Source organism: Hymenobacter glacialis (assembly GCF_001816165.1).
GTDB classification, from domain to species: domain Bacteria; phylum Bacteroidota; class Bacteroidia; order Cytophagales; family Hymenobacteraceae; genus Hymenobacter; species Hymenobacter glacialis.
Genome location: NZ_MDZC01000084.1, coordinates 1 through 13,453 on the forward strand (window position 1 = coordinate 1; position 13,453 = coordinate 13,453).

A 13,453-nucleotide genomic window follows, 5' to 3' on the forward strand; every position below is an offset into this window, starting at 1 on the left:
CGGTACCTACGATACCGATGTCGTTTGAAGAGCGCTGGTTGATTTCGTTGCCCACCAACAGACGGGCACCGAAGTCTTCGGTGATGTTGCGCTTCAGGGCCAGCGACTCGCCGGCCAGCGCGTTGAGGTCCGCCGCCCGCCGCGGCCCCGCCCCCGCCCGCGAGTGGGCCAGCATGTCGGCGATGATGGACGAGGCCCGCTGCCCGTGCTGGCTGATTTGCTGCAGGTTCTGCTTGAGCCCCGCCAGGATTTCCCCCTGCAAGCCCGACCCCGAGCCATTCGTCCCGCTCCCCGCCCCGCCCATGTCGGCCACCAGGCCCGTGCTCACCTCGGCGAAGTTCTTCATGAAGTTGAGCGGGTTCTGCAGCTCGTGGGCGATGCCCGCCGTGAGCTCCCCCAAAAACGCCATCTTCTCCGCCTGTACCAACTGAAACTGCGTTTGCCGAAGTTGGTCGAGCGTGCGCCGGTTGGTGCGCAGCTGCCGGTAGATGAAGGCGCTCAGCACCGATACCAGCACCACGGCTACCAAAGCCCCCAGCAACAGCCAGTTTCCCAGCCGCAGGCGTTCGGCCTGCACGGCCTGCGCTTCGCGCAGTTTGCCGATTTGAGCATTTTGGGCCTGCTCCACCCGTTCGCTCTCGTACTGCGCCACATGAAAGGAGCTTTGCAGGCCGCTGATGGAATCGACCAGCTCAATGTAGGTGCGGGCATAGCGCTGGGCTTCCACCGGCCGGCCACGGGCGTCGTAGAACGCGGCCAGCTCCTTGAGGTACCGGGGTCGCAGCCGGTCGAGCTGCGCAGCCGTGGCTTTGCTGTATGCCCGCAGCCAATACGTTTCGGCCCGGCCAAAGTCCTTTCGGGCCACATAGTAGCGCGCCCAAGTGGCGTCCAGTTCCAGCTCGCCGGGCTTGTTGGACATGGGCAGGTTCAGGGAATCGGCGAGGCTCTGGGTCTGTTGGAGCAGGGCGCCGGCGTCTTCCACCCGCTGCATTCGCAGCAGCACAGCCGCTTTTTGCACCAGGCCGTGGGCCAGGGTCATGCCCCGCTCGCTGGGCTCGGTAACGCGCGCGGCCAGGGCCGAATCGGCGGCTTGCAGCGCCTCGGGGTACTGGCGCTGCTGCAGGTACAGCCGCGACAAGGCCACGAAAGTGAACACCCGGTGCTGGCCCTGTACCCGCCGGAATTCGGGCAGGGCGCGGGCCTTGTTCAGGTAGTACACTGCTTTGCCAATGTTGTCCCAGTCGGCGTAAATAGCGCCGGTCACAATCAGCTCGTGGATGTGCAAGGTCCGGCTAAAGCCCTGGGCCATATCGGCCGCCCGCAGGCTGCTGTTGATGGCGCGGTTGTAGTCGCCCGTACGGCGGTAGTAGGCCCCCTGCGATACGTAGCAGGCGGCCGCGTTTTCAGTGGCGCCGCGCACCCGGTAGTAGGCCAGCTTTTCCTCGTAGTACTCCTTGCGGGCATCCATGGCCTTGGTGCGGTTGTAGAGCGCCACCAAATCAATCAACAGCCAGGGAATGGGGCGCTGCAGCTTATCGAACTCCGCCACGGCACTCTTCATGGTGTCCAAGGCTGCAGCATCGGCGTTGCCGCGGTACCACAGCGCCAGGCCAGCTCGCAGGCGGCGGTAAGGCACGTCGTTCAGGGTAGGGGTGCGTTCGTTCAGCACCAGCAGTTGGTCGAGAAGCGGCAGTGCCTGCGGGTTGGTGGGGTGCAGGTCGAGCAGGTGCACCACGGTGCGCAGCCGGGCAGTGTCGGCGCGCTGCTGGGCCAGGGCGCGGGTCAGCGAATCGTAATCGGCATCCCAATAGCGGTGCTGGGCCAGCACGGTTCCGCTCGCCAGCCACAGCGCCCATGCTGTTAAAAACCATTTCATAGGCTTTGCGTCGGGTTAGAAACAGCAAAAAACCGGTCGACTGGTTTACTTTCCCGCCTTTGCGCCCAAGGTTGTTGGGGAACACGCAAACGAAGGTAATTGTCGAGAATCATTACTAGTAGAAAGGGAAGTGCCAAAGAAAACCGAAATGCAACGAAGCTCATTCGGCGGGGAATCTTCACCAGGCCGCACTAGTACTTCTTCACATCGTAAAGATTGTTTATTTTCAGAATATTTCGATGAACGAGTGCGCCTATTCCACCACGGTAGTTGTTGTTCATTCACAAAACACCGCAGCACCTGTCCGGTAGTTCGGTCTGATTTGCAGCATAATCGTCTCAGATTGCGCAAAACTGAATAGCAGTTAATATTTTCTTTATTTAAGTATTAAATATTTGTTTTCCAAAATAAACAAGCACTGCCAGTGGTGATAAAGTGCATTGCAGCGGCAATTTTTGTTCGGGCGCGGAACAAGCGGTGGCAGGGTTTGCCCTGCTGGTGCCTGCCGACGGCAGGCCCGGCGAGGTATTTGCTACGTTTCCAGCCTGTCGCTCAATTGGTTTGAATTGCTTTTCTTACAAGCGCCGTGGTCACTAGCCGAGGCCTGCATTTTTCTGCCATGCCCTTCCAAGTTACAGCCGCCGAGGAGTTTATCGTGAACGAGCTGCGGCGCGGCCTCTCGCCCACACTCTATTACCACGGCCTGCACCACACCCTGGATGTGGTGGCCGTAGCCAGCGACCTGGCCGCTGCCGAAGGCGTGACGGATACAGAGTCCCTGCTGTTGTTGCGCACGGCGGCGCTATACCACGATGCCGGTTTCCTGCACGCCTACCAGGGCCACGAGGCAGCCGGCTGCGAGCTGGTTTGCGCCACCTTGCCGGGCTTTGGCTACACGGCGGCGCAGGTGGAACAGGTATGCGCCATGATTACGGCCACCAGGTACCCGCAGGAGCCCCGCAGTCACCTGGACCAGATTCTGTGTGATGCGGACCTGGACTACCTCGGCCGGCCCGACTTCGACTCTATTTCCACCAGCCTCTACCATGAGCTGACCGCCCGCCAGCTCATTGCCAGCGAACACGCCTGGTTGCAGCTGCAAGCGTCTTTCCTGAGCCATCACTGCTTCTGGACTGCTACCGCCCTGGCCCGGCGGGCTGCTCCCAAGCAAGCGCGACTAAACCACATCCTGACTCAGTTGGAGAACTGGCCTGCCTGCCCGGAAGCTATCCAGGATAACACGGGGCTCCAGCCGCTCCGGGTTCTCTGAAAGAAAAGACCGTCTGTCGCACTGAGAAATACCGTCATGCTGACGAAGGAAGCATCCTTTCACCCGGGAACGAATCATCTCTGGGCGTGAAGGTCCTTCGACTCTGCTTCAATCGCAGAATGCTCAGGATGACAGGAGGCGCGGTAGAAATGCTTCGGCAAGCTCAGCATGATGCTCAACTTATTTTAAACAAACGCTCAATACTCCGCCAGGCCGTTGCGGAGCGAATACACCTTTGCAAAGCCCTGGGCCAGCAGGAGCTGAGCGGCTTTCTGGCTGCGCACCCCGCTGGCGCAGTGCACTACCACGGGCACGGTGGCATTCAGGTGGGCCAGACGCTCGGGCAGCTGGGCCAGCGGCACCAGCTGCCCGCCAATGTGGCGAAGGGCGTGTTCGTGCGGCTCGCGCACGTCCAGCAGCTGCAGCGGCCGGCCGCTGTGCTGCCACTCCTTCAGCTCGTCGGCGCTGATTTCGGGTGCCCGCGCTGGCAACGCATCAGTGGGCAGTTCCCCGCAAAACGCAGCGTAGTCGGGCGCCAGGGCCGTGAGCTGCTGGTTGGCCGCAACGGCGTTGAAGCGCATGGTTTGAAAGCGCATGCTCAGGGCATCAACCAACAGCAGGCGGCCGCTCAGCACTTCGCCCAGCGCCAGAATTATCTTCAGGGCTTCGGTGGCCTGCATGGTGCCCACCAAGCCGGGCAGCACCCCCAAAACGCCAATTTCGGCGCAGCTGGGGGCCTCGCCGGCGGCCGGTGGCTGCGCATAAAGGCAGCGGTACGTGGGGCCACCCTGATAGTTGAAAACCGACACCTGCCCTTCAAATTTGAAGATGGCGCCAAATACCAGCGGCTTGCCCAGCACCACGCAGGCGTCGTTGACGAGGTAGCGGGTAGCAAAATTGTCGGAACAGTCCACCACGATGTCGTATGCCCGAAATAAATCCAGCGCATTAGCAGAGGTGAGGTGCACCTGATGCGGCTGCAGCTGTATAAACGGGTTTTGGGCCTGCAGCTTTTCGGCGGCGGCCACCGCTTTGGGCCGGCCCACATCGGTGGTGGCGTAGAGCACCTGCCGCTGCAGGTTGCTGTCGTCCACGCGGTCGGAGTCCAGCAGGCCGAGTGTGCCCACGCCGGCCGCCGCCAGGTATTGCAGCACCGGGCAGCCCAGCCCGCCGCATCCTACTACCAGCACTTTGGCTGCCTTCAGCTTCTGCTGGCCCGCTACGCCTATCTCGGGCAGTAGCAGGTGGCGGCTGTACCGGTTGGTTTCGGCAGCGGAAAAGGCGGGAGCGGCAGAGTTCATGGAGCAGGTATTTTATGGCAAAGAAACAGCCGTTCATTAAACAGCTGCGCAGCCCCGATGGCGGGCAAATGATGGCAATTTCGGCACACCCCGCTCCACAACCGGCCCTGGCTAGGGCACAGCTGTGGCGGCCGTGTACAGGTGGCTCAACCACCGCCCGTTCTCCGAAAGCTTTTTCTGCGGGCCCGAACAACCTACATTTGCCCATCTGCCAAGATTGTAGTTAATAAGATTAAGCCCATTTTGTTACCTTTTATTATTTAACATAATAAATAAATGGCTTTTATTGAAACCTATATTACTGATAATAAATCGTATCGCACTTCAATTGATGAGCTTTGGCGTGTAAGCGCCTGAAACCCGCCCTGCAAGCCGACCCGGCAACTTGGTGTGGCCGGTGCGTACTTGCCCGTATGAACACCCGCTACTCAGCCCGCATTATCAGCAGCCTGTTACTGGCCTTCTGCTGCTTTACCACCCACATTGCCTTGGCCCAGCACAAGCTAGTGCCCACGCCCACCACCGTGGCGTGGGGCTATTATGATGCCGCCGCTCTACCCGTGCTGCGCATCAAGTCCGGCGAGACGGTGAATGTCCACACGCTTATCACCTCCACGCCGGCGCGCCTCGAAGGCGCTGGCGTGGCGCCCGCGCAAGTGGAGCCGGCCCTGCGCGACATCACCACGCACGTGACCAACAAAGGGCCCGGCGGGCACATCCTCACCGGTCCCATTTTCGTGGAAGGTGCCGAGCCCGGCGACGTGCTGGAAGTGCGCATTCAGTCCATTAAGCTAGCCATTCCCTACGCCTACAACGCCTTCGGGCCCACCAGTGGCTTCATTCCGGAAGACTTCCCTTACGCCCGAATGAAAATTATTCCGCTTGACGCCAAGAAGATGGTGGCGCATTTTGCGCCCGGCATCGACGTGCCGCTGCGGCCCTTTTTTGGGAGCATGGGGGTGGCCCCGCCTGCTGCGGCCGGCCGTTTGAACAGCGCCCCGCCCGGCATTCACGGCGGCAACCTGGATAACAAGGAGCTGGTGGCGGGCACTACGCTCTACTTGCCGATACACGCGGCGGGGGCCCTGTTTTTTGTGGGCGACGGCCACGCCGGCCAGGGCAACGGCGAAGTCGACATCACGGCGCTGGAAACCTCCCTCACCGGCACCCTGCAGTTCATTGTGCGCAAAGACCTGCACCTCAAACTGCCCCGTGCCGAAACGCCCACGGCCTACATCAGCATGGGCCTGAACGAAGACCTGACGCTAGCCGCCAAAGATGCCGTGCGTGAAATGATTGCCTTTCTGGTAGCCGAAAAGGGCCTAACCCGCGACGATGCCTACATGCTGTGCAGTGTGGCCGCCGACCTGAACACCACGCAGGTAGTAGATGGCACGCGCGGCGCCCACATGATACTTCCCAAAAGTATTTTTCAGAAACCAGCGAAAGTCAAAACCAAATAGCAGGACGCAAACGGAATAGAGGCGTACGGAATGGCGGTTTCGCTTGCTTTGGGGTAGCCCCGATTTGCCTTGGGCTAGGCCACTACGGCCAAGCCCGGCCTGGTGGTTGCGCATAGCAGCCGGGGCACCTCACGGGTTTTATACAAGGCAAAATTCATCCAATGCCCCCCCAAACGCAACCAAAGCAGGCCGCCAAATAGAATCATGAGCTGGCAAAATCAAACTTTGGCCGGTTTATGGCGCCTGGCACTTAGACGGGTAGCGGCGGGTAGCAGGAAGCATTCTACCTTGTAGGGCCAAACGACTGGCTGGCTAGTCGGGCTGCACCCTCTGCTTGAAACCACTCTTTCATTTTATGTATGCCCGGCGCATGGGCGTGTTCTTGCTGGCCCTGCTGGCGGGGCTGCTCCTGCTCTCGTGGCCGGCCCGGGCCCAGCAGGCGTTTATCCGCCAGTTTGGCCCGGCCGAGGGCTTGCGGCCGCCTTTCGTTTACTCGCTGCTGCAGGACCGGCAGGGCTACCTCTGGCTGGGCACTGCCGAGGGCCTGGTGCGCTACGACGGCACCAGCTTCACCACCTTCACTACCAAAGACGGGCTGGCCGAAAACTTCGTGGTGTCGCTGCGCGAAGAGCCCACTACCGGTGAACTGTGGCTGGGGCATTACCAGGGCCGGTTTTCGGTAAGAAAGGAAGCCAACGGCCCCTTTACTGCCGCTACCCGCGCCGCTGTTCCCGCCCGCCTGGCCCTCACCGCCGATGGCACACCGGCTGTGGACACGGCCGCTATTGGGCGCTACCTGCGGCAGTACCGCCTGCGCCTGCCCAGCGGCGTGGTCCCCATTTGCCTGCTCCAGGACCGCGAAGGCAACACCTGGTTTGGCACGGCCGGCCAGGGATTGTGGCGGCATTCGGACCGGCATTTGCGCCGCTATCCCACACCGGCCGGCGGCTCGCCGCCGGTGGCCCTGAGTTCGGGGCCACCGGGCACCTTGCTGGTGGGCACCGCGGCCGGCCTGCAAACCACCAACGTCAACGGCAAGCTAGGGCCCCGGCTCAGCAGTAGCTCCACCGTGCCCGTACGGGCGCTCCTGGCCGTGCCGGGACGCGAGCGCAGCTACTGGGCCGGCACCGACGGCGACGGACTCTGGCTGTATGCCCCGCCCCGGACGCCGCGCCGCGTGAAGGGCCTGCCCGCTTCCCTGCAGGTTTCGGCTTTGGCGTACGCAGCCAGCAGCGGCCTGTGGGTGGGCACCGCTGCCGATGGCCTCTACCTGCTGCCGGCCGATACCACCCAGCCCGTGCGCCACTTTACTACGGCCGAAGGACTCTTGCAGAACAGCATTTACGCGCTGCTGGCTGACCGCGCGGGCCGGGTGTGGGTGGGCACCCACGGCACCGGCCTGGCCGCCTACACCCCCGCCAGCCAGCAGTTTGTTCATCACCGCCTCAGCGCTAGCGGCGTGTCCATCAGCAGCTTTGCTGAAGATGCGGCGGGCCGCGTGTGGGTGGGCACCGAGGGCCAGGGCCTGTACTGCCTCACCGGGAAAACCTGGCAGCACTACGACGCCGACCACAGCCTGTCGACCAACTACGTGTACGGCCTGCTCGCGCTGCCCGCTCTGGACAAGACCACTGACACCGGCAACTGGCTGCTGCTCTCGCACCTGCAGGGACTCACCCTGTTCAATGCGCGCACCCAAAAATTCACGCCCCTGGCGGCGGCCAGCGACACGCTGGTGCGCGACTGCCGCGGGCCCCTGGCGCTGACCTCGGGAGTGCGCCCCGTTGCCTGGGCCGCCACCCGCGCCGGGCTGGTCCGCATTGACCTGCGCGAAGCCCTGGAGCGCACGCGTGAGTTGCCCCCCGGACTGGTGCTGGCCGCCGCCGAAGTAGACGGCGACCCGCAGCCCGTGGCGGCGCTGGGCGAGCTTTCGGCCACCCGGCACCGGCTCAGCTTTGCTTTCACGGGCCTGAGCCTAGCGGCCAGCAGCGAACCCATAGAATACCAGTACCGGCTGCGCGGGCTGGCCGACACCTGGAGCCGGCCCAGCGCCTCGCCCGAGGCGCAGTTTCCCGGCCTCGACGCCGGTTCCTACACCCTGGAGGTGCGGGCGCGGCACGGCGCGGCGGGTACCTGGAGCTCCGTGGCCAAGGCCTCGTTTGGCATTGCCACGCCGTTTTGGCGCACGTGGTGGTTTGCGGGGCTGGTGGTGCTGGGGGCGGGCGGCCTGCTATGGGGCGTGGTGCGGTACCGGGAGCAGGCGCTGCGCGAAACCCAGGTGATTCTGGAGCGCAGGGTAGAGGAGCGCACTGCCGAACTGCGCCAGCAAAAAACGCACATTGAAGCCATCAACGCCGATTTGATGGTGGCGCGCGACGCGGCCGAGGCCTCCCAACGGGCCAAGGCGCAGTTCCTGGCCAACATGAGCCACGAAATCCGCACGCCGATGAATGCGGTCATCGGGCTCACCAATCTGCTGCAGGCCACCCGGCCAAATACTGAGCAGGGCGAGTACCTCACGGCCATCGAGTCGTCGTCGCAAAACCTGCTGGTCATTATTAATGACATCCTCGATAGCTCGAAGATGGAAGCCGGCAAGCTCACCCTCGAGCAAGTGCCCTTCCGCCTGCCCGAGGCTGTGCGGCGCCTGGCCGCCATGTTCAAGTTTGCAACCGAGACCAAGGGCCTGTTTTTTACGGTTGATGTGGCGCCTAATGTGCCCGCCGCCGTGCTCGGCGACCCCGTGCGCCTGAACCAGGTGCTGGTAAATCTGGTGGGCAACGCCATCAAGTTTACCCGGCAGGGCGGCGTGCTGGTAACGGTCACCACCGCGGATTTTTCGCCGGACCTGGCCGCCAGCGCTGCATCTGATGCGGCTCCCCGAACCGCTATTCGCTTTGCGGTGCGCGACACGGGCATTGGCATTCCGGCGGATAAGCTGGGGGCAATTTTCGAAGATTTTTCCCAGGCCAATACGTCTACCACGCGCGAGTTTGGCGGCACCGGCCTGGGCCTGAGCATCGCCCGCAACCTGGTGCAGCTGCACGGCGGGCAGCTGGGTGTGACGAGCGAGGAAGGCCAGGGCTCCGAGTTTTTTTTCGAGTTGGTGTACGAAACGGCCGACGCCAGCGCAGCTCAGCCCGAAACGCCCCACGGGCTGCTGGAGCCCTTTGAGCCCGCCCTACGCGTGCTGGTGGCCGAAGACAACGCCCTGAACCAGCTGGTGGCCCGCAAAACCCTGGAGGCCTGGAATGTGCACGTAGTGATAGCTGAAAATGGCCGCCTGGCCGTGGAAACCGTGGTAGCCGCCGAAACGCCGTTTGATGCCGTGCTCATGGACGTGCAAATGCCTGAGATGGACGGCTACGAAGCCGCCCGCCAGCTACGCCAGCGCTTCCCCGATGCCGGTCGGTTTCCCATCATCGGCCTCACCGCGTCGGTACTGCCCGAAGACCGGGTGCTGGCCCTGGCCGCTGGCATGAACGACACGCTGGCTAAGCCCTTTGAGCCGGCCGTTCTCTATGCGCGCCTGGCGCACTTCACGGGCCGCAGCACATCGGCCGCCCCGGTAGCCGGCAGCGGCACCAGTGCCAATGGTGGCTCCAACGGCAATGCCCCGGCCCACGGCGCGGCCATTAAACCTGACTGGCACTTGCTGGAGGAGCTGGCGGGCGGCAACGAAAACTTCCTGCGCCAGATAGTGGGCACCTTTCTTATGGAGGCCCCCACACTGGAGGCGCTGCTGGCCGCTTCCTGCCTCAGCGACCCGGCGGCCCTGGCCAGCACGGCCCACAAGCTCAAAGGGCAGGTGGCTTACTTTGGTGTGGCCGTGCTCCACACCCAGCTCGACGAGCTGGAGCGCGCCGCCCGCCACCCGGCTCTGCCGTACTGTGAGCCCCTCGTAGCCACTATCCGCCAGCAGCTGGCCGAGCTCTACCCGCAGCTCGAAGCACGGGCTAACGCCTGACACTGCGCCGTATAGCCTACATTCGTCAGCCTAACATCCAATTTCCTTCCTATGCCTACTACTGCTCTGCGCTGCCTGGTCGTCGACGACGACCCGCTCTCAGTTCAAGTGGTGCTCAACTGCATCGCCAACACGCCGTTCCTCACCGCCATCGGCAGCTACACCAACCCCGTGGAGGCGGCCGAAGCCCTGCGCACCCAGCAAATCGACTTGCTGTTTCTGGACGTGGAAATGCCCCTCATGTCGGGCATTGAGCTGCTGCGCACCCTCAAGCACCCGCCCCTGGTGGTGCTCATCACCAGCAGCAAGGACTATGCGGTGCAGGCTTTCGAACAGGCCGTGGTCGACTATCTGGTGAAGCCCGTGAGCTACCCGCGCTTTTTGCAGGCGTCGCGAAAGGCCCTGGAGGTGGCCCAGCGCCAGCCCCTGGCCAGTCCCGATGCCATTCAGGCGCCCGCGCCCGATGCGGATTTCACCTTCGTGAAGGTGGACAACAAGCTGGTGCGCGTAGGCTTCGACGAAGTGCACTACATCGAAGCCCTCGGCGACTACGTGCACATCGTCACGGGCCACAGCAAGCACATTGTGTACAGCACCATGAAGGCCGTGGAGGAAAAATTCCCCACCAGCCGCTTCGTGCGCATCCACCGCTCGTTCATCGTCAACATCAACCGCATTCAGGCCCTGGAAGATAACTCGGCCAATGTGGGAGGCAAGCTCATTCCCGTGGGCCAGACCTACCTGCGCGACGTGATTCAGCGCCTCAACAAGTTTTAAATACTGGTTTTACTCACTGCACCAGGGGGGTTTCTTTTCCCAATTCCGGCATGCCTTTGCACCTACCCATGGTTTGTGGCAAAATGCTGGCTTTGGCTGAAGTGCTGGTTTTGCTGTCTGGCTCCGCGGCCCGGGCCCAGCAGGCCGGTGATACCACCAGCGTGAGCTGCGGCCCGCCCCCGCCCCTGCCCCTACTGCTATGCGTCGGCCTTGACGGCGGCGCCTCCATCGACCCCGCCGCGGGCAAGCTCACCCAGCGCTGGCTCATGGGCGACGGCACCACCCTCACCGGCCCAGTAATTTCGCACTGCTACAAGGAACGCAAGAACTACGTGGTGCAGCTCGACGTGCTCGTGGACAGCACGGTCGAAGTACGCCAGGGCCAGAAATACATTCCCATAGACTTCATTCAGCAGGACATTGTGGACTTCACGGCGCCGCCCAGTCGCGTGAAAGTGCGCAATTCCGTGGCCTTTGCTGCTTCTGACGCCCAGCTCCCTGCCTGCCAAAACGTGCAGATGCTCTGGGACTTCCGCGACGGCAAGTGCCTGTTGCGCTTCAGCATGCGCGGCTACGGTTCCAACGCCTCCATTGGCAGCCACTGCGTAACCCGCGAAGTGGTAGTAGAACAGTAGCAAAACCACGTCGCAAAGCAGCCCGCCAAGCCCCAATGGGGTCGTACCCGGCAGGCCTTTTCATCGGTACTGCGTAGTTGCCTATGCTTCGTTGGCTACCGGGACCCCGGTGCGCAGCAGCTCCAGGACCAGCTCCCACAAATGCTCGTAGGGAATGATTTCTACCTCGGCAAAAGCCTCACCGGGAGGCGGGGTATCGCGCAGCTGCTGCAGCAGCACCCCGCTGCGCTCGGCAGCCTGCGCGGCATCGAAGTTGCTTTCCACAATCAGCTGCAGCAAGCGCAGAAACAAGCGGCTGCGCAATGTGGTCGGCTCGTATAAGTGCCGCTGCTGGTACTTGCGCAGGCGCTCCAGGCGCAGCAGCACGGCCTCCAGGTTGTGCTCGCGCAAGAAGTGCAGCAGCTGCAGCACCAGAATGGCCACGTTGTGCCCCCGTTTGTCGCGGCTGTATTCGGGCAGCAGCAGCACCCACTGGGCCATTTGGCGCTGCCGGGCCGTGGTCACGCGTTGCGGCGGCAGCACGAAGTCGATGTACGACTTATACAAGTCCCAGCGCTGCAGGGCCGCCTCCCGCTGAATGGGGTAAGAGGGGTTTTTAGCGATAACGACGAGCAGCTGCTGGGCCCGTTCGTATTGCTGGGCGTGCAGGGCCAGCAACACGTGGTGCTCCTGAAAATAAAACCAGTTGCTGGACGAGGGGTGAAAATCCCGGGTGTACTCCTCGGCCAGGCGCAGGCCCTGCACCGGCTGCCGGCTACGCAGGTAAGCGTAAATACTCATGAAGTGGTTGTACCGCTTATCAAAGCGCCGCTCGTTCAGCTTGCCGTCGCGTACGCGCCGGGCAGCCGTTGCGGTCAACTTAATAATTTCGCGGTAGTTGCCCTGCAGCTCCTGGTAGGCCAGCTGCAACCGGTAGAGGTAGTTATAGGTAGCGAACGTGCGCGCCCGCTTGTGCAGCGCTTCCAGCTGGTGAATGTAGTCGGGCAGCAGCGGCAGCACCGCCCGGCGGCTGCTCACGGTACGGGCCAGCGCCAACTGGGTGTCGGAATAAATCCGCTCTGCTTCATCTTCCCACGCCATTACCTGTTGCGCCTTGAGCAGCAACTTAGCCGTTTTCTGGTACGGCAGCACTTGGCGCTGCTGGGAATAAAGCGTGCACAGAATGCGCGTGCACTCCACCACGTACTGCGTAAACTCGCCCGCCTGGGCTAAGCGGAGGCACCGCTGCAGCAGGCGTTCGGTTAAGCCGTATTCCCCTTCCGCAAACAGGATGTTGATTTTGTGCATCAAATCCAGGCACTCCATCTGATAGCGCCGCGACACCAAATGCCGCGGGTCGGAGTGGTCCAGAAAATAAAGCTGATTGAGCAGCTTGCTGCGCACTCGCGACTGCAGTTTCTGCAATGCCCGCACGTTTGGAGCAGTCGCCTTGCCGTAGAGCGCCTTCACTACCTGCAGTTGCGTAGCTTCGGGCATAGCAATGAGCGTTGTCACAAATTGATTCTCCTTATTCGGCTGCCGGCTTTTAAGGTCTAAAACAGGCAGGGAACTCAAGGAGCGTGATGTCACAATCCTAGCCAAATTCGTAATCTCATTCATCGAAATTCAACTTAAAACTACGTTTACTAACGATTATTCGAGAAAACCACTACTAAAAACGACGTCACAATTACAGGCCTTCTTTCCTTTTTTACTGGCTGTTGAAGACTAACCTTTGTATCGTGACAAATTAAAGGCACTTAAGTCGTTTAATGTCACAAACCGACCTTTTTTTCTTGAATACCAAATCACCAATGGCCATTTGAACGACAATAATGGCGTTAAATAATTTGCATTCTTATTATATTTAATTTTTTTATTTAATAGGTACAAGTCAAAAACAAAGCAATAATGTCCTTTTGCACGGCGTAAAGAAGCGCCAACTTTGTGTCAATCAAACACCTGACACACCTTCTAATCCTCTATACCGTGCTGAATTTTCTCGCCATTGCCTTGTTTCAAATCGCTAGCATCTGTTCTAGCGCTCCCCAGGAAAGCACTGCCATCGGCAGCGGCGGTTGGGGCAATGATGTAGCAGCGATTGGCAGCGGCGGCTGGGGCAACGACGTGGCGGCCATCGGCAGCGGCGGCTGGGGCAACGACGTGGCGGCCATCGGCAGCGGCG

At 61.6% G+C, this 13,453-nt stretch carries 9 protein-coding genes; 6 read left to right on the top strand and 3 right to left on the bottom strand.

Annotated features, from left to right (window positions below):
* Nucleotides 1-1,876, bottom strand: a 1,876-nt coding sequence (locus BEN48_RS13395) for a histidine kinase dimerization/phospho-acceptor domain-containing protein (RefSeq protein WP_317043711.1), incomplete at its 3' end; no start/stop codon positions are given.
* A 619-nt stretch (nucleotides 1,877-2,495) separates the two neighbouring features.
* Here BEN48_RS13395 and BEN48_RS13400 point away from each other — a divergent pair.
* A complete protein-coding gene (locus BEN48_RS13400) occupies nucleotides 2,496-3,146 on the top strand; it encodes an HD domain-containing protein (protein WP_070735438.1) in 651 nt (216 codons plus the stop codon).
* Nucleotides 3,147-3,343: 197 nt separating this feature from the next.
* Here the strand turns inward: BEN48_RS13400 and moeB are convergent, their stop codons facing one another.
* Nucleotides 3,344-4,447: a molybdopterin-synthase adenylyltransferase MoeB gene (gene moeB / locus BEN48_RS13405; RefSeq protein ID WP_070735439.1), complete on the bottom strand. Its 1,104-nt coding sequence runs from the start codon at nucleotides 4,445-4,447 to the stop codon at nucleotides 3,344-3,346.
* 413 nt (nucleotides 4,448-4,860) lie between these two features.
* Here moeB and BEN48_RS13410 point away from each other — a divergent pair, with 413 nt between their 5' ends.
* From BEN48_RS13410 to BEN48_RS13425, 4 genes are all read left to right on the top strand, one after another.
* Entirely contained in the window at nucleotides 4,861-5,910 is a 1,050-nt protein-coding gene (locus BEN48_RS13410; protein ID WP_083321058.1) for an acetamidase/formamidase family protein, read from the top strand.
* Nucleotides 5,911-6,244: 334 nt separating this feature from the next.
* Nucleotides 6,245-9,877: a hybrid sensor histidine kinase/response regulator gene (locus BEN48_RS13415; RefSeq protein ID WP_125932646.1), complete on the top strand. Its 3,633-nt coding sequence runs from the start codon at nucleotides 6,245-6,247 to the stop codon at nucleotides 9,875-9,877.
* A gap of 51 nt (nucleotides 9,878-9,928) precedes the next feature.
* Entirely contained in the window at nucleotides 9,929-10,654 is a 726-nt protein-coding gene (locus BEN48_RS13420; protein ID WP_070735441.1) for a LytR/AlgR family response regulator transcription factor, read from the top strand.
* A gap of 50 nt (nucleotides 10,655-10,704) precedes the next feature.
* A complete protein-coding gene (locus BEN48_RS13425; RefSeq protein WP_125932647.1) occupies nucleotides 10,705-11,289 on the top strand; it encodes a PKD domain-containing protein in 585 nt (194 codons plus the stop codon).
* Between the two features lie 81 nt (nucleotides 11,290-11,370).
* Here the strand turns inward: BEN48_RS13425 and BEN48_RS13430 are convergent, their stop codons facing one another.
* Nucleotides 11,371-12,765 (bottom strand): hypothetical protein, encoded by a 1,395-nt coding sequence (locus BEN48_RS13430; protein WP_070735443.1) that lies wholly within the window; start codon nucleotides 12,763-12,765, stop codon nucleotides 11,371-11,373.
* A gap of 492 nt (nucleotides 12,766-13,257) precedes the next feature.
* Here BEN48_RS13430 and BEN48_RS13435 point away from each other — a divergent pair.
* The coding region (locus BEN48_RS13435; protein WP_206599863.1) for a hypothetical protein at nucleotides 13,258-13,453 on the top strand (196 nt) is incomplete at its 3' end.